Annotated in this window: 22 protein-coding genes and 1 riboswitch; of the genes, 21 read left to right on the top strand and 1 reads right to left on the bottom strand. The window is 41.6% G+C overall.

Annotation, left to right across the window (positions count from 1 at the left end):
* Nucleotides 1-218: 218 nt before the first annotated feature.
* The 18 genes from EO124_RS01035 (at nt 219) to EO124_RS00955 (ending at nt 20,142) form a co-directional block, all read left to right on the top strand.
* Nucleotides 219-2,453, top strand: coding sequence for a TonB-dependent receptor (locus EO124_RS01035; RefSeq protein ID WP_127057951.1), 2,235 nt, complete (start codon nt 219-221; stop codon nt 2,451-2,453).
* A gap of 12 nt (nt 2,454-2,465) precedes the next feature.
* Complete coding sequence (locus EO124_RS01030; protein ID WP_127057950.1) at nt 2,466-3,461, top strand: FecCD family ABC transporter permease; 996 nt, start codon at nt 2,466-2,468, stop codon at nt 3,459-3,461.
* Nucleotides 3,461-4,468 carry a FecCD family ABC transporter permease gene (locus EO124_RS01025; protein ID WP_127057949.1) on the top strand — a complete coding sequence of 336 codons (1,008 nt, stop codon included), beginning with the start codon at nt 3,461-3,463 and terminating at the stop codon, nt 4,466-4,468. Before EO124_RS01030 ends, EO124_RS01025 begins: the two co-directional genes overlap by 1 nt.
* Nucleotides 4,469-4,516: 48 nt before the next feature.
* Complete coding sequence (locus EO124_RS01020; protein WP_241230637.1) at nt 4,517-5,356, top strand: ABC transporter ATP-binding protein; 840 nt, start codon at nt 4,517-4,519, stop codon at nt 5,354-5,356.
* The gene (locus tag EO124_RS01015) at nt 5,353-6,594 is read left to right on the top strand and encodes an ABC transporter substrate-binding protein (RefSeq protein WP_206512515.1); all 1,242 of its coding nucleotides are present in this window, start codon (nt 5,353-5,355) and stop codon (nt 6,592-6,594) included. The genes EO124_RS01020 and EO124_RS01015 overlap by 4 nt, the downstream gene beginning before the upstream one ends.
* 150 nt (nt 6,595-6,744) lie before the next feature.
* Nucleotides 6,745-7,323 (top strand): hypothetical protein, encoded by a 579-nt coding sequence (locus tag EO124_RS01010; protein ID WP_127057948.1) that lies wholly within the window; start codon nt 6,745-6,747, stop codon nt 7,321-7,323.
* A gap of 199 nt (nt 7,324-7,522) precedes the next feature.
* The gene (locus EO124_RS10420) at nt 7,523-7,618 is read left to right on the top strand and encodes a putative holin-like toxin (protein WP_363307368.1); all 96 of its coding nucleotides are present in this window, start codon (nt 7,523-7,525) and stop codon (nt 7,616-7,618) included.
* A gap of 422 nt (nt 7,619-8,040) precedes the next feature.
* Nucleotides 8,041-8,475 carry a MarR family winged helix-turn-helix transcriptional regulator gene (locus EO124_RS01005; RefSeq protein WP_127057947.1) on the top strand — a complete coding sequence of 145 codons (435 nt, stop codon included), beginning with the start codon at nt 8,041-8,043 and terminating at the stop codon, nt 8,473-8,475.
* Entirely contained in the window at nt 8,459-9,298 is an 840-nt protein-coding gene (locus tag EO124_RS01000; protein WP_127057946.1) for a pirin family protein, read from the top strand. Before EO124_RS01005 ends, EO124_RS01000 begins: the two co-directional genes overlap by 17 nt.
* A 152-nt stretch (nt 9,299-9,450) precedes the next feature.
* Complete coding sequence (locus EO124_RS00995; RefSeq protein ID WP_127057945.1) at nt 9,451-9,660, top strand: (4Fe-4S)-binding protein; 210 nt, start codon at nt 9,451-9,453, stop codon at nt 9,658-9,660.
* A gap of 54 nt (nt 9,661-9,714) precedes the next feature.
* Nucleotides 9,715-9,990: a GNAT family N-acetyltransferase gene (locus EO124_RS00990; RefSeq protein ID WP_021842360.1), complete on the top strand. Its 276-nt coding sequence runs from the start codon at nt 9,715-9,717 to the stop codon at nt 9,988-9,990.
* Between the two features lie 119 nt (nt 9,991-10,109).
* A riboswitch (TPP riboswitch) is annotated at nt 10,110-10,211 on the top strand.
* Between the two features lie 122 nt (nt 10,212-10,333).
* A complete protein-coding gene (thiC, locus tag EO124_RS00985) occupies nt 10,334-11,689 on the top strand; it encodes a phosphomethylpyrimidine synthase ThiC (protein WP_206512514.1) in 1,356 nt (451 codons plus the stop codon).
* Between the two features lie 345 nt (nt 11,690-12,034).
* Nucleotides 12,035-13,570 (top strand): glutamine-hydrolyzing GMP synthase, encoded by a 1,536-nt coding sequence (gene guaA / locus EO124_RS00980; RefSeq protein ID WP_127057944.1) that lies wholly within the window; start codon nt 12,035-12,037, stop codon nt 13,568-13,570.
* Nucleotides 13,571-13,908: 338 nt separating this feature from the next.
* A complete protein-coding gene (locus EO124_RS00975) occupies nt 13,909-16,788 on the top strand; it encodes an NACHT domain-containing protein (RefSeq protein WP_127057943.1) in 2,880 nt (959 codons plus the stop codon).
* Nucleotides 16,789-16,824: 36 nt separating this feature from the next.
* Nucleotides 16,825-18,186, top strand: a complete 1,362-nt coding sequence (locus EO124_RS00970; RefSeq protein ID WP_127057942.1) for a hypothetical protein — start codon at nt 16,825-16,827, stop codon at nt 18,184-18,186.
* A 79-nt stretch (nt 18,187-18,265) separates the two neighbouring features.
* Nucleotides 18,266-18,823, top strand: a complete 558-nt coding sequence (locus tag EO124_RS00965; RefSeq protein ID WP_127057941.1) for an RNA 2'-phosphotransferase — start codon at nt 18,266-18,268, stop codon at nt 18,821-18,823.
* Nucleotides 18,824-18,858: 35 nt separating this feature from the next.
* Nucleotides 18,859-19,329: a 2-thiouracil desulfurase family protein gene (locus tag EO124_RS00960; protein WP_127057940.1), complete on the top strand. Its 471-nt coding sequence runs from the start codon at nt 18,859-18,861 to the stop codon at nt 19,327-19,329.
* Nucleotides 19,330-19,407: 78 nt separating this feature from the next.
* A complete protein-coding gene (locus EO124_RS00955; RefSeq protein WP_206512513.1) occupies nt 19,408-20,142 on the top strand; it encodes a DNA alkylation repair protein in 735 nt (244 codons plus the stop codon).
* Between the two features lie 135 nt (nt 20,143-20,277).
* Here the strand turns inward: EO124_RS00955 and EO124_RS00950 are convergent, their stop codons facing one another.
* Nucleotides 20,278-21,900 (bottom strand): L-lactate permease, encoded by a 1,623-nt coding sequence (locus EO124_RS00950; RefSeq protein ID WP_127057939.1) that lies wholly within the window; start codon nt 21,898-21,900, stop codon nt 20,278-20,280.
* A gap of 811 nt (nt 21,901-22,711) precedes the next feature.
* Between EO124_RS00950 and dapF the strand changes: the two genes are divergently transcribed.
* From dapF to EO124_RS00935, 3 genes are all read left to right on the top strand, one after another.
* Nucleotides 22,712-23,542: a diaminopimelate epimerase gene (gene dapF / locus EO124_RS00945; RefSeq protein WP_127057938.1), complete on the top strand. Its 831-nt coding sequence runs from the start codon at nt 22,712-22,714 to the stop codon at nt 23,540-23,542.
* A 28-nt stretch (nt 23,543-23,570) separates the two neighbouring features.
* Entirely contained in the window at nt 23,571-25,304 is a 1,734-nt protein-coding gene (gene ptsP / locus EO124_RS00940; protein WP_127057937.1) for a phosphoenolpyruvate--protein phosphotransferase, read from the top strand.
* Nucleotides 25,305-25,402: 98 nt separating this feature from the next.
* Nucleotides 25,403-25,663: an HPr family phosphocarrier protein gene (locus EO124_RS00935; RefSeq protein ID WP_021840113.1), complete on the top strand. Its 261-nt coding sequence runs from the start codon at nt 25,403-25,405 to the stop codon at nt 25,661-25,663.
* Nucleotides 25,664-25,753 lie beyond the last annotated feature (90 nt).

Below are 25,753 nucleotides of genomic sequence, written 5' to 3'. Positions count from 1 at the left end.
GTTGCTAGTAAAGGAAGCCGTAACAGGAGGGCAGGTAGGTCGCTCTCCTGTTTTCCGTTCTTATACTATAAAGTTGAATTTCAAGTTCCGAATATGAAATTTTAATAGCAATTAGTGATGCTAAGTTATATTGATTGTTAAAAGACGATTGTGGTTTTGTGTGCAGTATAGTTATACGGTGTTGTATAGCTTGAGTTTTGAGAGAGGAGACCTCGGTAATGAAGACAAATGGTGTGCGTGTGAAAAAAGGCCAAGCCGTACTGGCCGGTCGTGTGTTGGGCGCCTTAGTATTAGGCGGTTTATGGACTGTTGCGGCCGGTAATCAGGTAGAGGCGGCCCGTGATTACAGTAATTTGCAGGACTTGGGTAAAGTTACGTTAGTGGAAGAAAAGAAAGAGCCTGTAGTAGAGCAGGCGGAGCCAGAAACAGCGTCTGAAGACACTTATGCCGGCGGTCAGGTATCTCGTAAGAGCAGTATTGGCGTTTTGGGCAAAAAAGACTTCATGGAAGTGCCGTTTAATGTAATTTCCATTTCCGAAGAAACGATGCAGAACCAGCAGGCTAGCAATATTATCGACGTAGTGGCGAACGATCCGTCGGTTACGGATTTAACCTTGTCCGGAGCGTCCAATGCATGGAGTATCCGCGGTTTTAAAACGACCCAGCAGGATGTGCAGTTGAACGGTATTTACGGCGTTGCACCGCGTTACTATACGGGTATTGAGTACCTTGAAAATGTAGAAATTCTAAAGGGCCCGAGTGCGATGCTCAGCGGCATGGCACCAAATGATACGGTAGGCGGCGTTATTAACTATGTAACGAAACATGCCGGTGATGAGCCGAAAAATACCGTGACGTTGACCTACGGTGAGGGCCATCAGTTCACACAACAACTCGATATGAGCCGCCGTTTTAACGACGGTAAATACGGGGTTCGTCTCAACATCTTAAACCGTGGCAGCCAGGAAGATGCATACAAGAATGAATCTAACAGTGCCAACACCGTATTTATGGGTTTTGACGCCAAAGGGGAACGTTGGCGTACTTCCCTCGACATGGGCTATATTTATAACGATATTGAAAATCCTCAGTATCAGGTAACCATGTCTCAGGCTACGGCCAATAAGCTTACAGCCTTGCCGAGTGTGAGCGATGACGCTACGTTCGGGGCACCGGATACCTATCGTCGCGTGACTGAGAAATTTGCCCTTTGGAAAGGGGAATATGACCTTAACGATGATTGGACCGCTTGGGCCGCCTTTGGTATGCGTAATACCTCTCAGGACGGCTTATCTAACCGTTTCTTATTGAACAATGTAAACGGTAATGCTCGCGTTAGTTACGTACACAATCGCCAGATTAATAAGGCTATTTCCAGTGAATTTGGCGTTCGCGGTCATTTGCAAACCGGCTCTTTGTCTCATGAAGTAAGTATCGCCGCATCCCAAGTTCGTTACAAAGTATACGAAGATAAACCGTCCGTAACGCCAACGTACACAACTAATGTTTATAGTCCTTCTTGGCAAACGTATACCGACGGCAGCTATGGTCCGTACTTGATTCGTGATAATCGCGTGCAGCAAAGTGTAGGTATTAACGATATTATCTCCACGGCCGATAACCGTTGGAACTTTATTCTCGGCGGTCGTATTCAGCAGGTAAAAGACACCTCTTACAGCTACAGTGGCAGCACGTTGAAGAGCACGAACCGTTATGATGAAACGGCCTTTACGCCAACTTTTGGCATCGTTCATAAAGTGACTGATCGCATGTCCTTTTATGCGAACTATGCGCAGGGCTTATCCTTAGGTGAAACGGCGCCGGATGGCACGGAAAATGCAGGTGAAACGTTCGCACCGTATAAAACGACGCAGTATGAAGTGGGGGCTAAATTTGATTTTGGCAAAATCGCCACTACCATCAGTGCCTTTACCATGAAAAACCCAAGCTTTATCACCACGGATGACAACTATTATTCTTTAGCCGGTGAACAGCGTAACCGCGGTGTGGAACTTAGCGTATTCGGTGAACCTCGTGAAGGTACGCGTATTTTGGGCGGTATTACCTTCATGGATGCTAAATACATTACCTTGGCCTCTTCCTATGCCGGTTACGAAGGCAATCAGGCTACGGGGGTACCGCGTTGGAGTGGCGTTATCGGCGTAGAACAGGACATTAAGAGCGTGGAAGGCTTGTCCGTTAATACACGCTTGACCTATAACGGCAAGGCCTATGTAAATATGGCCAATACCCTCAGCACGAGCCCATGGGTTCGTTGGGACTTGGGTGCTCGTTATAAATTTACTTGGGACAAAACCCCGTTAACTGTACGCGCCAACGTGTACAACGTACTCGATACCGTTAAATGGCATGCCCTTCAAGGCAGCACGACGAATGCTATCTACTTAGGCAAAGGCCGTACCTTTACCTTATCCGTTTCTGCTGATTTCTAATCGAGGTAATACATGAATTGGAATCGAAGACCCTGGCTATTGGGCCTCTTATTGCTAGTCGGGCTAGTGCTGTTGGCGAGTTATTCACTCACCGTGGGAGCACGCCATATTCCTTTGCCGACAATATGGAAGGCGCTGGTAAACTATGACCCTTCACAGGTAGACGAGTTATTGGTGCAAACCTTGCGCGTACCGCGACTCCTGTTGGCCGTGGCCTGCGGTATCAGTTTTGGCGTAGCCGGGGCTTTGATGCAGGGGATAACGAATAATCCCATGGCCAGTCCGTCTATAATGGGGGTCAACTCCGGTGCTGCCTTAGGTTTGGCGGTCGCTATGATTTTGTTGCCGGACAGTAGCTTAAATGTAGCCGTATTATTTGCCTTTGGCGGCGCCGCTTTGGCGACGGTCATCATTATGGCACTGGCCAATCGCAACGGCAGCCGGATGTCGCCGGTTTTTCTCGCCTTAGCCGGTACGGCTGTGAGCGCCGTATTATTGGCCATTACACAGGCCTTGGTAGTCTATTTTGATGTGGCGCAGGACTTGAGTTATTGGACCGCCGGTGGCATCAGTGGCGTGCGTATGCCACAAGTTCTCTTGTTATGGCCGTGGACTTTGATAGGTGTAGTCATGGCAGTTAGTTTGTCAAAATCCGTAACCCTTCTTAGCTTCGGCGAGGAGATGGCTATCGGTCTTGGTGGCCACATGGGACGCATTCGCTTTTTGGCCGGTGTAGCGGTATTAATCCTTTGCGGATCCGCCGTGGCTATTGCGGGGCCTATTGGCTTCGTCGGCCTCGTGACACCGCATATGGCTCGCCAATTGGTGGGCATTGATTATCGCAAGGTAATTCCCATTACGGCTTTATTGGGGGCCATTTTATTGGTTGGGGCCGATTTGGTAGCTCGCAGTGTGGCAGCTCCCTTTGAAATACCGTTAGGTGCCATTACAGCGCTCATCGGCGTACCGTTCTTCCTCTACTTAGCGAATCGAAAGGGGGCACGGTAATGACACTTCGTCAAAAACAGTTCGCAGTATATAGCACCGTATTTCTGGTGCTCTTATTGCTGTTCTTCTTTCTCCATGTGAGTACCGGCTTTACCTATTATTCGCACAGCCATTTATTGGCTATTCTGTTAGGGGGCGGTACGGCGGAAGAAAATACGGTAGTCTTCGATTTTCGCTTGGTACGAGCGGTACTCGCTGTTTTAATCGGTATGGGCTTAGCCTTGTCGGGGGCTGTATTTCAGCAACTCACCCGTAATGAATTGGCCGGCCCGGGACTTCTTGGTGTCAATGCAGGGGCCGGTCTCGGTGTCATGATATTAATTTTTCTTACACCGATTGACCAAGGTCTTCCCATATGGTCATTGCCGATCGTGGCAGTCATGGGGGCTCTCGTGGCGGCCGGGAGCATCTACGCTTTGGCTATGCGTAAAAACGAAGCGGGCGGTACTTATGCGTTGGTGCTCAGCGGCATTACCTTGACGGCCGGTATTCATGCCTTGCAAACGTTACTAATAGTTCTTTTGTCGCCTGAAAAGTTTAATCAGGTCAATACTTGGATTATCGGGAATATTGCGGGCAACACCTGGGCGCATGTGTTAATTTTAGGAGCTGTGGTCGTCGTATTGGCGATTATACTCTATGCCAATCGGACAACCCTTAATATTCTTACGCTCCGCGATGAAACAGCCATCGGTCTTGGGGTGTCGCTCAAACGCAGTCGTCCGGGCTTCTTAATTTTGGCTGTTATTTTAGCCGCCACCTGTGTGGCCATTGGCGGCAGCATCGGCTTTATCGGGCTCGTGGCACCACATATTGCCCGGCGTTTAATCGGAGCCGATTGTACCTATGTATTGCCACTGACGGCGTTAATCGGAGGATGGCTTTTGGTAACGGCCGACTGGGTTGGCCGCGTTATTATTGCACCGGATGAAATGCTGGTGGGCATCGTGGTAGCTCTCATCGGAGCGCCGTATTTTCTATTTATTTTGGCACGGAAACGGGGGTAAGTCATGGATCATTCTGCAATGAACCGGTCTGCAATGGAGCAATCTGCAATGAGTCAATCTGGCATGAACGAATCTTCAATGGATTATTCTAAAAAAACGGATATTCAGATAGAAGGGTTGCGCACGGGTTATGACAAAACGGTCATCATCGACAATTTAAACCTTACCATTCCGCGTGGCAAAGTAACGGCTTTAATCGGTTCGAACGGTTGTGGCAAGTCGACACTTCTGAAAACAATATGTCGTATTATTACACCTATGAGTGGTACGGTGTATTTGGACGGCCAAGATATTCATAAAGAAAACACGAAGGTGTTGGCAAAAAAGATTGCTATTTTGCCACAGCATCCGACGGCACCGGAAGGGCTGACCATTCGTGAGCTCATCGCTTATGGCCGAGCGCCGTATAAGAACGGTGTTTTCACGCGGATGAAGCGGGAAGACCGAGATATTATTAACTGGGCTCTTAAAGTAACGCATTTGGAAGACTTGGCGGACAGACCGATTCATCGTTTATCCGGTGGGCAGCGGCAACGAGCATGGATTGCCATGGCTATTGCACAGGATACGGAAATCCTCTTCTTAGATGAACCGACCAGCTTTTTAGATATTGCGCATCAATTGGAAGTGTTGCAATTAGTGGCTGAACTCAATAAGACATATGGCAAAACCATTATCATGGTGCTTCATGAACTGAATCAGGCAGCTCGCTTTGCGGATCATATTATTGCCATGAAAGATGGCTCGGTGCGTTTTGAAGGCTCGCCGGAAGCGGTGTTTACGGCCGAAATGTTGGCTGATGTGTTCGGCATAACCGCCATGATTATGAAAGACCCGCTTACACGCTTGCCGTTTTGCATTCCACAAAACGTGGGAGGCTCTTTATGAGACAGTTGAAAACGTTGATGCGAGCCGTAACCGGGCGCAGACGATTGAAACCGTTAATGCAATCCATAACCGGATGTAGTAAATATTCCTTGGAACAAATCGTATCGGAAGCGAATGGGCGCAAGGTACAGCCTATAACTTGGCGAAAGGCTGCTATGGTAATGGCATTTTTACCTATATTGCTCGTGGCCGGATGCAGTTTTGAGGATGTGAATTGGTCTATCAAACCAAGTTTGGCGGCGGTAACGGCGAAGGCGAAGCCTTTATTCGACCCGAATGTGCTTAGAAGTGATGCATCGGCGGCGATTGATGCGGAACTGGCAAAGCGAAAAGTACAAGTTCAAAAGAAGGCGGACGCTCTTTTCACGGAACAGGATGGGCAGCTTATCTTAAAGCATAAATACGGTACCACCGTAATTCCTAAAGAGGCCAAACGGGTTGTGGTGATTCGTTTGGAGGATCCTATGGCGGCCTTGGGGGCGCCTATGGTGGGGGCGTATAATCCGCCGACTTTTTACCTCCATGACGAATTGACGGCCGAGGGTGTGGAACCCATCAGCATTAATGAAAATATCAAGGCCATCAACATGGAACAGGTGCAGGCGTTAAAGCCGGATTTGATTCTGTTGCGTGATTCTTTTGACCGTAATACTTATGTGGCGCTCAGCAAAATTGCACCCGTAGCGGCGTTAAGATTGCAAGATACGGAGGTCACGTTGCTCGCACTAGGTCGTATTCTTCATCGTGAAAAACAGGCTGAAGACCGTTTACACCTCTATTATGACCGCGTCAAAGAAGCTCGCATGGAGATTAAGGCTCATATTGGGAATGCACCGGTAGCATTGCTACGCGTTATGCGCAAAGAAGTGCGCCTGTATCCGTATTCGACGAACGATATTAATCGCTTCATGTATGAACTCTTGAATTTGCGACCGGACCCGATGTCGGTGGCGCAGGATTCTGGGGATACGAATGTGGTATCCCTCGAAATGTTGCCGGAGCTTAAGGCTGAGTACTTGATTGTAGCCAGTGGCTACGGACCAAGCAGTAGCGGTAATGCGGGGGCTGCTCAAAAGTACTATGAAGAACTGCAAGCGGATCCCTTGTGGCAAACCATTCCGGCCGTTAAAGACGGCCATATCCTAAACGTAAATCCGGTCCTTTGGAATGCCCACGGCATTATTGCCAAAGAGCGGGCCATTGAAGATTTGCGGCGCTATCTGACGACGGTGAAGTAAAATTTAATTTCACGGAACGTTATTTTATGAATTGTCAATGAGTCATTTTTAATATAAAATATAATCATGATTAGACCTTTTTGACATTCAATCTTAGGGACGATTGATACAGCAATGAATTGTTTAGGGATACTGTATTAGAGGTGACTTATGAAACGAATAGTAGCTTTTCTTATGATGATTCTGTCAGTAGTAATCATCGCCGGTTGCAGTAATGAGACGGCAACGACTAATACGACGCATACGAGCATTTTCACGGACCCGGAAATTATTACGAAAGCCATGGCTGATCTTCGTGAAATGCCGGAGCTCAAGGGTAAAGATTTGAAGCTGTTCCAAGATGTGACTGTATCGGACATTGATGGTGAAGGGAATGTCATTGACCTTGATGTGCTAAAGCCGGATACGACCGACAAGGTTGACCATTATACCTATATTAATGGCAAGTGGACTGGTCCGGAACCGGTGCAGCTCACCGGTGACGGCAATATGGACGATAATATCATGCCTATTAAAAGCATCGATTTTTCAAAAGTAACACAAATTTACAAGATTGCTGATGAAAAGGCCAAGGCGATTGAACAGGGGCAAGTCAATAAGAGTGTAATCTATGAATTCGATGTGGATGCGCATATGTACCGAGCTCATATTCATATTGAGGGAGCTCGTGAAAAATACACCGGCATCTTTGATGCCAATGGTAATTTGCTCATGATGCGGAAAGACTGATTTGAAAAGTGAAATAGGACGTAAAACCAAAGACCGGTTCAATTTGTCCTATAAATCTAAAACTGCAATAATTGGACATGAATACAAAAAAGGTACATAAAATATGCAACATAAATCATGCATATTTTATGTACCTTTTGTTTTTGATTAGTGCTATACTATATTTCGAGAGTTATTAACGTGAGTTAGGTTCATCGCCATGAAAGGCGGTGATACTATGACTGTATATGAAGCCTTATCTTTAATGATAGCTTTTGCTACACTTGTGGTATTAATTATTTCTTTTAAAAGATAAGAAATAAACCTAACGTAAAAGAAGTATTAGCGGTACTTCACACGTTAGGTTTATCATTTCAAAGCATTTAGATGAGCCTAACGCTAGCTACACGTTAATAACTCTCTTTGTACGTTAAGTATAACACAAGTAAGCTATAAAATCAAAGTCGATAGTGGTGGAAAAGCCTTTTAATTCGCGGTTTTATTCTTATTTTACGGCGCTATTTTTACAACTTGTCATAGGGGTCTTTACAAATCGAAAGTTTTAGATTATAATATAGCTAGTTAGATACATCTAATTAGATATAATTGAAACATATCTATATAATCTAATGTAATTTATATGTCCACCTCGTCGGAGAAGGGGGGATTGAATCCCACGGCTCCAAAGGTTGACGAAATAGTATTTTTAGCAAAACATCGTATGAAGGGGTTGATGCTTTGAAGAGTTTAGAAATGAGAGCGTTAGTAGGCCTTCACCGAAGTGTCAATATGCTCGATAAACTGACGGCGGACCTGGCAGCTAAGTATGAAGTGACGTTTAGCCAGTTCATGGTGCTGGAAGCCTTGTACAGCAAGGGCGATCTTACGGTGGGTGCCGTGCGTGAGCACATTTTGAGCAGTGTCGGTACAATTTCGGTTATTGTTAATAATTTAGTAAAAATGAAGTATATTGAGCGCTTGACGGATAAAAATGACCGCCGCGTATCAATCCTGCATTTAACTGAAGCAGGTCACAAAATTATCAGTCAATTGGCACCGGAAAACATAACTATGATAAAGGATGTACTTTCCGTGCTTGATGAAAAAGAAAAAGAAGATTTAGTAGCAATTTTAAGAAAAATTGGAGGTAAGACGGATGAAAAGAACCGTTAAAACAACAGTAAAAGGCTTTCAGACAATTGACGGAGCCGGTGTAAAATTAGTGCGTGTATTAGGCAATCAGACAATTAAAGAGTTTGATCCGATTTTAATGTTGGACTCGTTTGATAGTGTAAATCCGGCCGACTATACGGCAGGTTTCCCAATGCATCCGCATCGTGGCATTGAAACAATCAGTTATGTATCACGCGGTAAAATGGTGCATAAGGACAGCCTCGGCAATGAAGAAGCCGTTACGGATGGCGAAGTGCAATGGATGAACTCAGGTTCCGGTATTTTGCACGAAGAATTAGTACCGGCGTCCGAACGCTTATTGGGCGTTCAACTTTGGCTCAACTTACCGCAAAAAGATAAAATGAGCAAACCAAGCTATCATGGTATTAAGCGAGCAGATATTCCGGAAATTCCGATTGAAGGCGGCATACTTCGCTTGTTAGCCGGTTCGTACAAAGAGCATCAGGGCTATGTGGGTGAACATTTACCGCTCAACTACTATGATCTCCAGCTCGAAGCAGGCGCTGAAATTACGTTGACCATGGGCAAAGATGAATCGGTTATGCTTTTCACCTTGATTGGCGATATTGAAGTAGACGGTCAACATATTGAAGAAAAAACCGCCGTTAAATTAACTGAAGGCGATAGCGTTACGATTAAAAACGGCGATAAACCGGCGCAAGTATTGTACATCGCGTCTAAGGCTTTGAATGAACCGGTTGCTTGGGCGGGTCCGATTGTAATGAACACGGAAGACGAAGTTAAACAGGCCTTTGTTGATCTTAGAAATAATACCTTTGTTAAAACAAAAGTGGATTATTAATTAGCTGAAGACACAATTTAAAAATTGTCTAGTCTTAGTATTAATTAGTGCGTAATTGGCCGTTTTTACAGTATAATAAATAGTAGAGAGTAGTTAAATTTTAATATCCTAAGTGGGAGTTTGGCCGTGTGACAGAATTATAGGAGGATTGTATGGCTGAAAAAACATATGAAACTGAAAGTTTAGTGATTCATTGGAAGCCTGATTTATGTCAGCATGCAGCTAAATGTGTAAATGGGGCGCCCGATGTTTTTGATGTGAGTCGTAAACCGTGGATTATGCCGGAAAACGGTACGACCGAAGAGATTAAAGCGGTTATTGATCAGTGTCCGTCCGGTGCACTTACGTATACGGAAAAATAAGATTTTTATACCGGCTATTAGTCTTTAGTCTTAAATACAACAGGAGGTTCGTAAATGATTAAAATTGTACATGAAGCGGATAAAAACAGAGCCGCTGCCTATGATGGTGACAAAAATATCGGTGAAAGCACCTATTCGCCATCCGATAAATTCTGGATTATCGACCACACCTTGGTAGATGAAAACTACGGTGGTCAAGGCATTGCCGGCCAATTAGTGGCTGAAATTGTAAAACAGGCACGCGAACGGGGCTTGAAAATTATGCCGCTATGCCCATTTGCCAAAAAAGAATTTGACCGTCGTCCTGAGTATGCCGATATCCGCATGTAAGGGCATTTACATGCAAATCGTAGTGATTAATACATAAAATTGAAGTTGGCTTTAGAATTTGCTAATTTTTATATATAGTTGTTTTTCACAAAAACCTGTACTATAATGTAAGAAATACACAAAAAAGCTAGGGGAGCCTTATGGCTGAGAAAAGTGCGTGAACACTTGACCCTTGACCTGATTCGGATAATGCCGACGTAGGAAAGCTGTACAGGACTTTTAAAGCTCATCCGCGTGGATGAGCTTTTTATTTTGGCTTTTTTGCGTATAACCTATTTTAGGAGATATCTTTTTAATATATTTCCATGGATTCGCGCTTAGGTATAGCGCAGAGGAGGCTAAAATGAATAGTTCGAAATTTACAGTAAACATGCAGGATGTACGCTTGGCAAAAAGTGAGGAGTACACGACGCAGATGGATGCGGCGCGTCGCGGTTTGGTGACACCGCAACTTAAAGCGGTGGCTGAAAAAGAACAGATGCGGTTGGACGATTTGATGGCTCTCGTAGCATCCGGTCAGGTAGCGATTCCGGCTAATAAAATGCACACCAGTTTGTCGCCGGAAGGGGTAGGTAAGAACTGCCGCACTAAAATTAATGTAAACCTTGGCGTGTCGCCGGAACACAATAATTTGGACGAAGAATTGGAAAAAGTGCGCAACGCCATTGCCATGAAGGCAGAAGCTATCATGGACTTGTCGAATTTTGGCAAAACCCAAGAGTTCCGTCGTAAGTTAGTCGATATGTCGACGGCGATGATTGGTACTGTGCCGATGTATGATGCGGTAGGTATGCTCGATAAAGATTTGAAGGATATTACGGTAGATGAATTCTTTGCCGTTATTGAACAACACGCTAAAGATGGCGTGGACTTCATGACCATTCACTGCGGTATGAACCAAAAAACGGCACAACGTATCAAAGACAATCCGCGTTTGACTAATATAGTATCCCGTGGTGGCTCCTTACTCTTTGCTTGGATGGAAATGAACAAGCAGGAAAATCCGTTCTACGAATATTATGACCGTTTGCTCGAAGTTTGTGAAAAATACGATGTAACCTTGAGCCTTGGTGATGCATGTCGTCCGGGCTGTACCCACGATGCCACTGATGCAGCTCAGATTGAAGAACTCATCACTTTGGGTGAACTCACTAAGCGGGCTTGGGAACATAATGTGCAGGTTATGATTGAAGGTCCGGGTCACATGGTGCTCAATGAAATTGCGGCCAATATGACCTTGGAAAAACGCCTTTGCCATAATGCCCCGTTCTATGTGCTGGGACCGTTGGTTACAGATATTGCGCCGGGCTATGATCATATTACGAGTGCTATCGGTGGTGCCATTGCCGGTTCGTGTGGCGCCGATTTCCTTTGCTATGTAACCCCGGCTGAACATTTACGTTTGCCAACCGTTGAAGATGTGAAAGAAGGCATCATTGCTACGCGCATTGCCGCTCATGCAGCGGATTTGGCTAAAGGCATTCCGGGCGCTCAGGCTTGGGACGATGCCATGAGTAAAGCCCGTGCGGAAGTGGATTTTGATACCATGATTTCATTGGCTATCGATCCTGAAAAAGCTCGCCGTTACTATGAATCCAGTAAACCGGAATGCGAAGGCACTTGTACCATGTGCGGTAAAATGTGCCCGGCTCGCACCATGAAACATATCTTGGCCGGGGAAGACGTGTCGATTCGATAGAGGTTTGTGATATAATCTATGTATAAGCAGAAATAAGAGGACGGAACGGGCAGCCGTCGCCGGATAAGGTGTAAGACCTTTGAGTAGGAGATGTGGGAGTGTCGCCCCACCTTAGTTTAAAATAGAGGTAACTGTAACTGCGGTTATGATTGCCTCTATTTTTGTTTGTCTGTGATGGACTAAACTGAGAATTTATTTTTTATAAGTTAGGCGAGACCTTGCTTTCTATGGTATAATAGATTGAATAAATACGTAATAGAACTATTTAAATGTAGCTATGAATATGATTTTGAAGTTTTGACAAAAGCGTAAACATAGGCAGTTGTTACATTAATGGAGGGCATAATGAACCAAAAAGAGCTTATTATCGTTGTCGATTTTGGCGGTCAGTACAATCAGTTGATTGCACGTCGCGTTCGTGAAAACCACGTTTACTGCGAAGTGTATCCATATGATAAAGCGGTTGCTAAAATTAAAGAATTGAACCCGATGGGCGTAATTTTCACAGGCGGCCCTAACAGTGTTTACGAAGAAAAATCGCCTCGCATTGAAGCGGAAGTGTTCGAATTGGGTATTCCGGTACTCGGCCTTTGCTACGGTATGCAGCTTATGGCACACACTTTGGGCGGCGAAGTTAAATCCGCTGATGCTCGCGAGTTTGGTAAAACCCCGGTAACAGTGAATACCGAGTCCCCATTGTTCAAAGGTCTCAGCGAAAACGAAACCGTATGGATGAGCCATGTTGACTATGTAGCATCCGTGCCGGAAGGTTTTGAAATCGTTGGTCATACGGCTAACTGCCCAGTTGCGGCTATGCAGAACGTGGAACGTAAATTATACGCTATGCAATACCATCCGGAAGTGCTTCACAGTGAACACGGCAAGGAAATGATTCACAACTTCTTATTCGAAGTATGCGGTTGCCATGGCGAATGGACAATGGCTAACTACGCTAAAACCGCGGTTGAAGACATTCGCAAAACTGTTGGCGACGGCAAAGTATTATTGGCTTTGTCCGGTGGCGTAGACAGCTCCGTAGCGGCAGCACTTATTTCTAAAGCTGTAGGCAATCAGTTGACTTGTATCTTCGTTGACCATGGTTTGATGCGTAAAAACGAAGGCGACGAAGTAGAAGCGGCGTTCAAAGACTCCGGCATGAACTTCATTCGTGTAGATGCATCCGACCGTTTCTTAGGTCGCTTAGCAGGCGTTGAAGAACCGGAACAAAAACGTAAAATTATCGGCGAAGAATTCATTCGCGTATTTGAAGACGAAGGCCGTAAAATCGGCGCCGTTGACTTCTTGGCACAAGGCACCATCTATCCGGACGTTATCGAATCCGGCGCGGGCGATGCTGCAGTTATCAAGAGTCATCACAATGTAGGCGGTTTGCCTGCAGTTGTTGACTTCAAAGGCCTTATCGAACCACTTCGCAACTTGTTCAAAGACGAAGTACGTGAACTCGGTTCCGAACTTGGCTTAGCCGACTATTTAGTATGGCGTCAACCATTCCCAGGTCCTGGTCTAGCCATTCGTGTAATGGGCGAAATTACGCCTGAAAAACTCGACATCCTTCGTGATGCAGATGCAATTTTCCGTGAAGAAATTGCGAACGCAAAACTCGATCGTTCCATCAATCAGTACTTTGCCGTATTGACCGGTACGCGTACTGTTGGCGTTATGGGTGATTTCCGTACTTACGATTACACCTTGGCACTTCGCGGTGTAACCACCACTGACTTCATGACAGCTGACTGGGCACGCATTCCGTATGATGTGTTGGACAAAATCTCCGTACGTATCATCAACGAAGTAAAACATATTAACCGTATCGTGTATGATATTACTTCTAAACCACCGGCTACCATTGAGTGGGAATAAGAGATAAATAACTTTATAATTGATATCTGAATGATAAGTTTGGATATATTAAAACCCTCGGTTCTTGAACCGAGGGTTTTGTGTTGTGTAAAATGATATGAATATAAGTTAATAATTAGGTTTGTATTTTTAAAAAGGTAGATTTTAAAAGAATAGCGAAAGTGAATAGTAGATTTTTCATGGAGATGAAGAATAATATGGAAGAATAAAATTTTGATATTCAAATAAATTGTGCTATCATACATAAATTTGCTACACTATTCTTATAATTTTGTATGTTATTGTTATCAGGTTAACCCTTGCTGATTTTTTATTATTTAAAGCAATGAGGTGAAAAGATGAATTGGACAAATTTTCAAACTTATAATGAGGCTCCAACTGAAGCATTTGAAACCCTATGCAATCAACTTTTTGAGAATTGGTGCAAAGAAACTTATGATAATGAACTATCTTCGTTTAGAGTGGTAAATGGTGCCGGAGGAGACGGTGGGGTAGAGTCTTATGCAGTTCTCTCTGATAAAAAAATGGTCGGTCTTCAGGCAAAATGGTTTACTAATAGTATTAATAGTAATCAAATGCAACAGATTAAAAATTCTATTAATACAGCATTAAGAGTTAGACCTACTATTGCTCGCTATATCGTGTGTATTCCTAGAAATCTAGGCTCTTTGACGGTTAATAGTAATAATACAGAAGCTAGTCGTTGGGAAAAAATAAAAAATGAAGTATTAAAGGATTATCCTGATCTTATAATAGATTTATGGGATGAAAACCGTTTGCTTCAAGAACTACAAAAACAATGCTCTGCTGGAATATTTAAGTTTTGGTTTGAACGAGGTGAGATTTCAGAAGAGAATATAGAATTTGCTTTTGAGAAGAGTAAAAATAGTTGGTTGAAAACTAAATATATTCCGGAATTAAATACTTTTGGTTATATCCATGATTCTATTACTTCTTATTTAGGCACGCCCGAATGGCGGATTAAATCGAAAAAAGTTTTTGAACATTTACGTAATTTATGTAATGAGTTTTATTCTGAATCAGAAAAACTAATTAATGTGTGTGGAGAAGTAGATGCTCAAACTGTAATGTTATTGAATGAGTTAAGAAAACAATTTCAATCAATAACAAATGAAATAGAAAATATTCAATTATGGCTAAGTAATGAGTCTATTATTCAGGCTACTTTTGATGAGAATTTTTTTGGTATAAATTTTTTTGCTATTATATCAAGACTTAAAGAAAGTAAAGCATCACACAGTCATTATTTTCATTTTTCTGCTGTTTTAAAGATTTTAGAGCAAATGAGTAATATACCAATTCAAGCGGAACTTGATTTACTCAATAAAGGGATTGACCGGAGAAGTATACTTTTCCTGGGAGAACCCGGGGTGGGAAAAACGCATGGGATAGCTGCTGAAGTAGATAATTTATTAAAAGAAGGATATCATGTTGCGATATTAATTCAGGCCCGAGATATTGCTGTAACAGATACATGGAAAGACATTATAAGCTCTAGCTTAGGATTATCAAACGAATGGAGTGAAGAAGAAATATGGCAAGGCCTAATGTCATTGGCAAGCCGAAAAAAATTTCATGCACTAGATAAGTCTGATGAGGTATTCGTTTTGCCTAAAATTGCAATTTTCATTGATGGACTTGATGAATCATGGCCTTATGAAAAGTGGATAGAACGAGTGCAAAGTACGAATGCGATTGTTAAGAAATATCCTTTGATTAGGTTTATCTTTACATCAAGGCCACATGTTTTTAGTGATAATAATATTGAAGGCAAGATAGTTAATATTGGTATAAGTGGTGATACTGCGACATGTAAATTGATTGATAGATATCTTAAAGCATATAATGTTGATATTTCGAATACTGAATGGATAAAAAGTGCATTGAACACGCCTTTGGCATTAAAGATTTTTTGTGAGATTAATCAAGATAAGGTAGTAGAATATCATTCAAGTGCAGATATTTCTATTTCTGCTTTATTAAGAGAAAAAATTAAACTGATTGAAATAGAGTTTTGTAAACAGGTGATTGATGCTACAAAAGCTGATCAATACATTTTTAAGTCAATTTTAAGATTAGCTAATTTATTCAAAAATAATTCAAGATTGAAAAGGGAAAATTTAATTAACACATTGAGGCAGGAATTGTCTATCGAGTTAAGTCTAGCTAAAAGTATAATTGAGTACCTTGAAAACTACGGAATATTACATCAATCTTGTGAGCATGAAAATGGAGTTCTTCCTCTCGATATCTATTATTGCGAGCCGGGAATCCAAGGCTATTTTGACTATGCAATGGCTTTGATGCTTATAGATGAGTATGAGAGACCACAAGATATTGACTTTAGCTCGTGTAAGGCATTGGAACACAATGCATATTATATATTAGCTATAATTTCAATTCAGAAATTTTCTTTTTTAATTACAGATAATCTATCTATTGACGCGACAATAAGTAATTCTTTTAAGACTGAGCTAATGTTTTTGGCATTACGCTTTACAAGGAAATCAGATGGAGAAAGTTATAAACTCCGCTTGTTTCAGATGATGACAGAGAACGCTGAAATTTTAAGAGCTATTACTAATTATATAGTATTGCCATTAGCTAGGGAATCGCAACATCCATTAGGAGTTTCACTTTTAAATGAGTTTTTACTTAGTTTTGAATTCCCGGCAGAGCGGGATATTTTATGGTCAGTACCTTGTAATTTAAGGGGATCTTATGGCGATAAGTGGTATTCTAGTTCGGAATTAAAACTAGAGCAAGACATGAATTTTTTAATAGATACTGACACGGCAGAAGGTCTGCCAACGGTTTATGCATGGGCTCTATCGACAGTGAATAATGTTATGCGCCAAAACTATAGGATAGCGCTTATGAAATGGGCAATTCAAACACCTGGAGAATTCTATAAATTATTTCTCAAATTTTCTTCTGTTAATGATCCGCAAATTCGAAACGATATATTTTCAATTTTAATGAGTCTATTATTTGAAAAAGACTATCCAGAATTACTTAAAGCTTCTGCTGATTGGTTAATGCAGAATATTTTAGGACTAGACCAGATTGAAAAAAATCGTGATATTGCAATAAGATATTATTCGACTTCAATTATTCGTAAAGCAATGGATAGTGGGGTGATTACTTCGAAAGAAGCAGATAATTATTTGCCACCATTTAATGCTACATCTACTTAGATTGAATTAAGCGAAGAGGCGTTAAAAGGGACTCGTATGAGTGGCTATAAAGGCATTACATATGATTTGAGTCGATATGTTTTAATAGATTATTTAGACTATTATTTTTGTGATAGAAATAGAAAATTAGATATTAATTATAATACACTAATTGAAAATATTGCTAAGAATCAACCTAAATATATTAATATATCATCAGATCAGTTTATTTTATCTGCAGCATTTCAATTTATTACATCATGTGGTTGGAATGAAAGGGACTTTGAGTATTTTGATGTGGAGAATCATAAAGTATATGGAGTTGATTTTGCTATTAGTCAATCTTATAACCCTAATACTCATGGAAGTCAAAGCAGTGTAATGACTATTTGTGAAAAATATGTTTGGCAAGCGAGAAATTATATTAGTGGCTTTTTATCAGACCATATTTTATGTCATGAAAATAATGCTGCTTTCTATGTTTATGATTATAGTTTATTAGATAATTTTTATATTCCTGCATTAGAAATAGAGCCATTAGATTCTGAAAGAGTAAGAAATCTTTATTCATGGCATATTCCCGAAATGGAAGCGGTAATAATTTCAGGGAAATCTAATTCTCTTGATGAGGTAAAAAAAGCTGTTTATAATTCACCGGATATTACTTGGGAAAAATGGATACAGATAGATAATTTTCAACAACAATTTCCTATTGGAGAAGATGAATTACTTGTATTAAGTGGATATTCTCACTTTGAGGGTGAAGCAGGAGTAGAGACTAATCTTTATATAAATTCTATTTTAATAGATGAGGCTGATTTTGACAGTTTTATTCGTTTAGTGGAAACAGATATTAATATAGCTACTAGTATAGCAAATCCTGTTGATTGGTATGGTGGGATTAGTTTAAATAATGCTATTACACCTAAAGAAATATGTTGGATGCCTTGGAAGAAGAGATATGATAGTTCACTTACAAATCAACTACCAAATTTAAATATAAATTCTGCTGTAGATGAATGTATTTGTAATTTTCCTCAAATTGGTGATGTGAGTTATGATCTGCCATCTTTTCTAATTAGAAAAATATTACAAATTAATAATACTAATGGCTACGAATTTTATAGTGATGATAATAAGGTTAAGGCGATTAATATTATAATGGGAGAGAAATGGAATACAGAACAAGAGAATTTGCTTGTTACACGTTCTCTTTTAAAGCAGCTATTAGAAAAAGGGAAAAAACTAATATGGATTATGCGAGAGAATAGGCGAGAGACAAGAAAAGCTAGAGAGCGATTTGGCAATTTTGAGGTAGACAAGGATTATAGTTGTATAGGCTTTTTTTGTGATGAAGTTTTTTATGTAAAGCAGATTAAAAACAAAAATAGAAATAGAAATACTATAATCAATGATTGAGATGCACTTTAGCAATTAAAATTTCTATATATAGGATAGGCGGAACTTGTTAAATTAATAAGTTAAGGGAGTGGATCTAATGCCGTATGACCATAACAGTATACCTAAAAACTTAATGCGCATGAGTAAATTCGTTAGTATGGTTCTGCGCCATAAACCTCAGGAAATTGGTCTTAAGCTTGATGAACATGGTTGGGCTGATGTGGCGGAACTACTGGAGAAAATGCAGCCGCGTCATGCCATAACTATGGAAATACTTGAAGAAATCGTACGGACGAATAATAAGCAACGATTCTCTTTCGACGAAAGTCATACTAAGATTCGTGCCAACCAAGGCCATACGATTGATGTAGATGTTGAGTTACAGGAGGCAATCCCTCCGGATATTTTATATCATGGAACCGGTGAAAAATCGGTAGCAGCTATTGATGAAAAAGGTTTATTGCCTATGAAGCGCTTGCATGTGCATTTATCAGGGGATGAAGAGACAGCTACACGAGTAGGTAAAAGGCACGGCAAACCGGTTATATACAAAGTAAAAAGTGGCGAGATGAGCCGTGACGGTTATATTTTCTATCTATCCGTAAATAATGTGTGGCTTACCAAGGAAGTGCCGGTTAAGTATCTGGAACGATAATTTTTTTGGAAGATTCCGATGAATAAGGAGTTTTTATGCCTAAAAAAATTTTAGTAAGTGCCTGTTTATTAGGAAATAACTGTAAATACAATGGTGGTAATAATTTCAATCAAGCTCTGGCCGAGTATATTGCTAAGCAAAAGAACCTTGATGCGGACTTTGAAGTAATCCCTGTTTGTCCTGAAGTATTGGGTGGTCTTTCGACACCGCGTATTCCGGCCGAGATTGTAGATGGCGTGGTAATAGATAAGAACGGTGTATCTGTAGATCAGGAGTTTCGGCATGGTGCTGAAAGAGCCCTTGATATAGCTAAAGAAAATAAAGTAACAATCGCCGTTTTACAATCACGCAGCCCATCTTGTGGGCCTAAAGAGATTTACGATGGAACGTTTAGTAAAAAGCTAATCGCGGGAGAAGGTATTTTTGCTAAACGCTTGCGTGAAGCGGGTGTCACGGTGATTGATGTGGAAGATTTGGAGACTCTTTTGAAGAATGAGCAATTATAACGGAGAAATTATAAAAGAATATCCGATTCTTTAGTGGCAAGATAAATAGGCACGATTAAACCTACAGGAGGTGTAGCAATGGCAATAGATATAACGAAGGAACTTTTAGCATTACAGGATTTAGCATATAAAGAATATACGGGCAAGGTTAATCCGGCGGTGCCACAGGAGAAGGTAATTGGCATCCGAATTCCTAAATTGCGTCAGTTGGCCAAGATGCTTTTGAAAGAGGCCAAACAGGCAGATAAATCAGAGCCGACACAGGTTAAATCTTTTTTTGCTGACCTACCTCATAAATATTTTGAAGAAAACTTATTGCATGCCATTTTGTTTTCCGAAATGCATGATTTTGATCAATTAATTGAAGCGGTGGAACGTTTCTTACCATATGTAGAAGATTGGGGAACTTGCGATACGATTTCACCTAAAATCTTTGCTCAACATACAAAAGAATTGGAACCGTTAGCCTTTAAATGGCTGAAAGATTCACATCCGTATACGATTCGCTTTGGGATTTGTGTCTTCATGTCCTATTTCTTGGGTGATTTGTTTAAACCGGATCAGGCTGATGCGATTGCAGCGATTCGTAGTGACGAGTATTACGTAAATATGATGACCGCTTGGTATTTTGCCACAGCTCTGGCGTTCAATTACGATGAGGCGGTGCCGTATTTACAAACGCAGCATTTAGATGATTGGACTCATAATAAAGCTATTCAAAAAGCGGTGGAAAGTCGCCGGATTACACCGGAACAAAAAGTGTATTTAAAATCGCTACGTATTCCGGCTAAGAAAAGCATAGGAAGTAAGTAGAATAGCAATAATTTTAAAAAGGCGATGAAACAAAAAGCCCTCGAGCCGTATCTCAAGAGATACGAGCCGAGGGCTAATTTTTTAACATAAACCGCAAGTTTTAAACTTAGGCGGTTATATCCATTTAGTTGTAAATTACAACAAGAATGATTGGATGTGTTCGATGAAGTTATGACCAAAGTAGGAAATAACGCCATTGGCCACGATGAAGATGATGAAGTATTTTAATACGGACACCATGATTACGTTGGCTTTAATGCTATCACGCAACTGAGTTGCTTTAGCATCATCAACTTTGTTGCTTTCGATATAAGCATCTAATGCAGGAGCAACGGCGCCGATAGCGATGGCGATACTCTGAGGGGAGAACATTTTACCGATACCGGCTGCACCGGAGTTAATAGCGGCCAACCAGAGTGGTAAGTCTTTGTATTCAGGAGCCAAGTCATGAGCAGCTGCCAACTGCAATGGCCCGAAGAGTACGTTCGCGTTTGTACCGGAACCGGTCAAGAAGGCACCAAGTGCACCAACTAGTGGAGCAAAGGCAGGATACAAGGAACCGGTAGCAGCTACTAAAGCTTTTGCAATATCGGTAGTCATACCGGAGTAAGTCATCAATTTAGCAGTAACTACTACGGAGATGATAGTCAAATACGTGAATTTCAAGTTAGCGAATGTTTTGCTTAATACGCCGAACATTTCACCAAAGCTGGATTTCTGAACAGAACCGCCGATGAAAGCTGCGATGAAAATCATGATACCAGGGGTTGCAACCCACATGAAGGTGTAAGGTTTAGCGCCGGGACCTTGGTAAATCGGCACAGCCGTTTTAATCGTGGAAAGCGGACCGTTAATAGCCGGTACCAATTTGGAAGTTAAGATTAAGAGAATTACGATTAAGATGAATGGTAAAGCGGCAACGAAGCCCTCTTTAGCGCTTACAGATGTTGTTGCTGTAGATTCAACTTTGTATTCAGGGTCATTAGTAGGTAAGTATTTAGCACCTAAGATAATAACGCCCATGATGATAACGGAAGAAACCATTACGGATAATTCAGGACCGGCTGCTGCATTGATTAATAATTCAGGCACAGCTAAAGCTAAACCGGATAACAAGGTAATGGTGAAAACGCCTTTTAACGCTTTGAAACCGCCACCGATGATACCAACAACGAAGAATGGAGCAATTACGTTAAGAATAAATAATTGCGAGGAAATGAAGGTACCGAGATGAACCGGATCAAGGTTGGTTAAGGATGCCAACGTTGTTGTCGGAATCGCGATGGAACCGAAAGTTGTCGGTACGGAGTTAGCTACGAGACAAGCTAAGATGGATTTGAGCGGGTCAAATCCTACAGCTACCATCATAGCCGCCGGAATAGCTACGGCAGTGCCGAAGCCGGCCATACCTTCCATGAATGCGCCGAAGCCCCAAGCCAATAATAAGGCAAGGATACGGGTATCGGAAGTAACAGAGGATAACATCAATTTAATGGTTTCCATAGCTTTCGTATGAACCACTAAGTTATAAGTGAAAATAGCAGCGGTAATAACGAGTAAAATAGGCCATACCGCAAGAGCAACACCTTCTAAGGCACCGGAGAACATAACGCCTGCACCTTTTTCAAAGTAAGTGATAGCAAGAATAAAAGAGCCGATAGCGGCGATACCGCAGGCTTTCCAAGCCGGCATTTTAAGAATGGCTAATGCGACGATTAACCATAAGATTGGCAGTAATGCTAAAAATGTTGTCAACATTGGTGCAATCATCCTTTCACGCTTAAACGCAGAGGGTAACTTACTTAAAGTAACAAGTTATACTAAGCATTTTATTAAGATTAGCGTCTATATAAGGCCTTATGTGTATATTATGAAATAAATTCCTAAAAGGCTTATATCTACAAATTAAAATAATAACGTGTGATAAAAAAATTACTTAGTATTGAAAACCTATCTTTTAAAGAATTGTGTCGTACAAAAACAATATAGTTAAAAACTTATACAGTTTGCATACATTCGGTTAAAACAAAACGTTAGACTGTTGGGGGACCTCCTTTTTTTACAAAATGATAAGAGTATAAACAATGGCAAGGCACCTTGTAATATGGGTATCATATTACATAATAGTTGGGGACTAATCTAGGTGATTTCCTTGTGATTGTGTACACTCTATAGAAAAGTTTGTCAGATTAGGATAATGTCAGTATAGCATAGAAATCAAAGAATTGGAATACTGCACTATTCAGATTAGTTATAATGTATGCATGATAATACCAAATGGGCATTGGAAATAGACTTTTTACAATTTCTGATTTCTGACATAAGACTTTCTAATATGATTTATTGTGAATCAATGTGATTTTTATTGATTGATTATGAGCGTTTTATATGATTATCATGCGTCAAAGTGTGATATAATATAACTCAAATAAGAGATTTTCGGTAACATGCAATTTTAGAAGAAATTTAAGAATATTTTTAACCGGATACTATAAAGTAGTATGTAAAATATAATATTATAGTAAAAATATAGTAAAGCGTAAAAATTGCAGCAAATAGGAGATAAAATATGAGAGTTACAAAAATGCATGGCCTTGGCAATGATTTCGTAATTATTACGGAGCTTGCCGGTGGCAATAAAGATTATAGCGAGCTGGCTAAGCGTCTTTGCCATCGTCAAACAGGCATTGGTGCAGACGGTTTGATGGTGGTAGTGTCTTCGGATATAGCCGATATACGCATGCGCATTATTAATGCCGACGGCAGTGAAGCAGAAATGTGCGGTAACGGAATTCGTTGTTATGCTAAGTATGCGTATGAACACGGCATTATGACGAAAGAAACGTTTACCATTGAAACGTTGGCGGGCATCATGAAGCCGACATTACATATCAAAAACGGCAAGGTTGAACAGGTAACTGTTGATATGGGCAAACCAAGTTTTGCCGCCAAAGATATTCCTATGGATGTCGATTTGCCGGAAGTTATGAATTTCCCGATTACGGTGGATGGCGTGGAATATAAAGTGAGCTCTGTGCTTATGGGCGTACCTCATACAGAAGTATTTGTAGAGGATGTAACGAAGGTGCCTCTTTTGACGTTAGGCCCTAAGATTGAGAAACATCCGTTATTTCCGCAAGGCACGAATGTTAACTTTGTTGAAGTAGTGGATGATACTCATATTAAAGTGCGCACCTGGGAACGCGGTGCGGGCGCAACCCTTGCTTGCGGCACCGGTTGTTGCGGTAGTGTGGTTATGGCACATAAGAATGGTTTTACCGGTCGCGAAGTCGACGTGGCAGTATATTTAGGGACATTGCATATTCGGTATGCTGATGACGGTACCGTATTCATGACGGGGCCGGCGACCGAAGTGTTTGAAACCAACATTGAACTTTAAAGTGTAAGAACTATTGCGGAGGAACGATATGGAGCAGGTAACACTCAAAGGGATTTCCGGAGCACGCGGTGTTGGCACCGGTACAGTGTATGTGTATAAGCAAGAAGCCATTGTAATTGAAAAACGTGTGATTACTGCAGCGGAAGTGGAGGCTGAAATCAGCGCTTTGGAATCGGCTATTCAGCAGACGATTGAACAGTTGAAAGCCATTGAAGAGCATGCCCGAGTTACAATGGGGAAGGATGAAGCCGCCATTTTTGAAGCGCATGGTTTAATCGTGCAAGATCCGGCGCTCAGTGACAGTATTAAGGGGCAGATTAAAGATGGCTTGCAATCGGCCGCAGCTGCTGCCGAACAGACAATCAATACCTTTGCGGATATGTTCCTGGCCATGGAAGATCCATACATGCGTGAACGCGGTGCCGATATTAAGGATATTGGCGATCGGTTAATGCGTAATTTACTTGGTATGAGCCCTCGTGGCTTAGCTCATTTGACCGGTGAAGTGATTCTGGTGGCTGAAGATTTAACACCATCTGATACGGCGGCGCTGGATAAAAATATCGTTAAAGGTTTGGTGACGGCCAGTGGTGGTCCGACCAGTCATGCCGCTATTATGGCACGTACGTTGGAAATCCCGGCTGTTATGGGCTTAGGGGACATTTCCGTTTTTGAGAATGGTGAAAAAGCGGTTGTTAAAGGCACGGAAGGTGAAGTGTTGCTCCATGTGAGTGATGCCGATTTTGAAACATACACCGCCGAAGCTAAGGCATATCGTGAGCATCTCCAAGTATTAAAAGAGTCGGCTACCTTACCGGCGGTAACCAAAGACGGCAAAGAAATTTTGCTCTTCGGCAATGTAGGCAAGGCGGAAGATGCCTCCCATGCCTGCCATTTGGGGGCTGAAGGTATCGGTTTATTCCGCACTGAATTCTTATATATGAAAAACGATGAACTGCCATCAGAGGATATGCAGTTTGAAGCCTATAAAAAAGCGGTTGAACGCCTTGGGGGGCGGCCGGTTATTATTCGTACTATGGATATCGGCGGTGACAAGGAACTTAAGTGTTTGCAACTACCGAAAGAAATGAATCCGTTCCTCGGTTATCGTGCCATTCGTATCAGTTTAGATCGGACGGATATTTTTAAAACACAAATACGTGCGATTTTGCGTGCCAGTGCATTTGGCGATGCCCAGATTATGTATCCGATGATTGCCTCGGTAGAAGAAATTAAAGCGGCCAATGCGGTTGTGGAAACGGCTAAAGAAGAACTTCGCGCCGAAGGTATTGCCTTCAATGAAGATATTCAGATTGGCATTATGGTTGAAATTCCGGCGGTGGCTGCAGCGGCCGAATTATTCACGCCGCATGTGGACTTTTTCAGTATCGGTACCAATGATTTGTGTCAGTACACGCTGGCGGTGGACCGTATGAACGAAAATATCGGCCATTTATATCAGCCGCTACATCCGGCTGTATTGCGCCTCATTAAACATACGATTGATGCCAGTCATGAGGCTAAACAGATTACCGGTATGTGTGGTGAAATGGCCGGTGATCCGGTGGCGACTATGATTCTCTTGGGACTTGGCCTCGATGAGTTCAGTATGAGTGCTTCGGCGATTCCGGTAGTTAAGAACATTGTTCGTTCCGTAACCGTTGAAGAATGTAAAGCCGTTGCTGAAAAAGCACTGACTATGAGTACCGCTTCCGAAATTGTGGCTTACGCCAAATCGGTGCTGGCTGAAAAAGGCTTATAAAAATAAAAACATTGCTATAATGGCAAAATTTATATAAGATATAAGGGAAGAATCATATTACTGTCCCTGGCTGAATTTACTGAAGGAAGGTATCCGATATGACTGAAAAAGTAGTAGTTATTACCAATGAATCCGGTTTACATGCGCGCCCTGCCACGCTCTTTACGCAATTGGCCGCTAAATTTTCGTCTAAGATTACGATTTCGTCCGGTGAAAAACAAGCTGATGCTAAATCCATTTTGACTGTATTAACTTTAGGTGCCACTAAAGGCTCTGAAGTCGTGTTGAAAGCTGATGGTCCTGATGAAGCAGAAGCTGTTGAAAAGTTAGCTGAGTTCTTAACTTCTCATAACGACTAATTTTATATTTCGAATATAAAAATTTTTGGAAAAATCAGAAAAATTTTTAATAATTATATATTGTTAATTAGTAAGACGCTGTTATAAAAC

The sequence above is a fragment of the Veillonella ratti genome (genome assembly GCF_003992115.1).
Classification (GTDB): Bacteria; Bacillota; Negativicutes; order Veillonellales; family Veillonellaceae; genus Veillonella_A; species Veillonella_A ratti.
This window is presented reverse-complemented; position numbering and strand designations above follow the sequence as displayed.

Bases quoted from the DNA above. Each gene is read 5' to 3' on its own strand.
- EO124_RS01035 (WP_127057951.1), top strand. From the start codon at position 219: ATGAAGACAAATGGTGTGCGTGTGAAAAAAGGCCAAGCCGTACTGGCC.
- EO124_RS01030 (WP_127057950.1), top strand. From the start codon at position 2,466: ATGAATTGGAATCGAAGACCCTGGCTATTGGGCCTCTTATTGCTAGTC.
- EO124_RS01025 (WP_127057949.1), top strand. From the start codon at position 3,461: ATGACACTTCGTCAAAAACAGTTCGCAGTATATAGCACCGTATTTCTG.
- EO124_RS01020 (WP_241230637.1), top strand. From the start codon at position 4,517: ATGAGTCAATCTGGCATGAACGAATCTTCAATGGATTATTCTAAAAAA.
- EO124_RS01015 (WP_206512515.1), top strand. From the start codon at position 5,353: ATGAGACAGTTGAAAACGTTGATGCGAGCCGTAACCGGGCGCAGACGA.
- EO124_RS01010 (WP_127057948.1), top strand. From the start codon at position 6,745: ATGAAACGAATAGTAGCTTTTCTTATGATGATTCTGTCAGTAGTAATC.
- EO124_RS10420 (WP_363307368.1), top strand. From the start codon at position 7,523: ATGAAAGGCGGTGATACTATGACTGTATATGAAGCCTTATCTTTAATG.
- EO124_RS01000 (WP_127057946.1), top strand. From the start codon at position 8,459: ATGAAAAGAACCGTTAAAACAACAGTAAAAGGCTTTCAGACAATTGAC.
- EO124_RS00995 (WP_127057945.1), top strand. From the start codon at position 9,451: ATGGCTGAAAAAACATATGAAACTGAAAGTTTAGTGATTCATTGGAAG.
- EO124_RS00990 (WP_021842360.1), top strand. From the start codon at position 9,715: ATGATTAAAATTGTACATGAAGCGGATAAAAACAGAGCCGCTGCCTAT.
- thiC (WP_206512514.1), top strand. From the start codon at position 10,334: ATGAATAGTTCGAAATTTACAGTAAACATGCAGGATGTACGCTTGGCA.
- guaA (WP_127057944.1), top strand. From the start codon at position 12,035: ATGAACCAAAAAGAGCTTATTATCGTTGTCGATTTTGGCGGTCAGTAC.
- EO124_RS00975 (WP_127057943.1), top strand. From the start codon at position 13,909: ATGAATTGGACAAATTTTCAAACTTATAATGAGGCTCCAACTGAAGCA.
- EO124_RS00970 (WP_127057942.1), top strand. From the start codon at position 16,825: ATGAGTGGCTATAAAGGCATTACATATGATTTGAGTCGATATGTTTTA.
- EO124_RS00965 (WP_127057941.1), top strand. From the start codon at position 18,266: ATGCCGTATGACCATAACAGTATACCTAAAAACTTAATGCGCATGAGT.
- EO124_RS00960 (WP_127057940.1), top strand. From the start codon at position 18,859: ATGCCTAAAAAAATTTTAGTAAGTGCCTGTTTATTAGGAAATAACTGT.
- EO124_RS00955 (WP_206512513.1), top strand. From the start codon at position 19,408: ATGGCAATAGATATAACGAAGGAACTTTTAGCATTACAGGATTTAGCA.
- EO124_RS00950 (WP_127057939.1), bottom strand. From the start codon at position 21,900: ATGTTGACAACATTTTTAGCATTACTGCCAATCTTATGGTTAATCGTC.
- dapF (WP_127057938.1), top strand. From the start codon at position 22,712: ATGAGAGTTACAAAAATGCATGGCCTTGGCAATGATTTCGTAATTATT.
- ptsP (WP_127057937.1), top strand. From the start codon at position 23,571: ATGGAGCAGGTAACACTCAAAGGGATTTCCGGAGCACGCGGTGTTGGC.
- EO124_RS00935 (WP_021840113.1), top strand. From the start codon at position 25,403: ATGACTGAAAAAGTAGTAGTTATTACCAATGAATCCGGTTTACATGCG.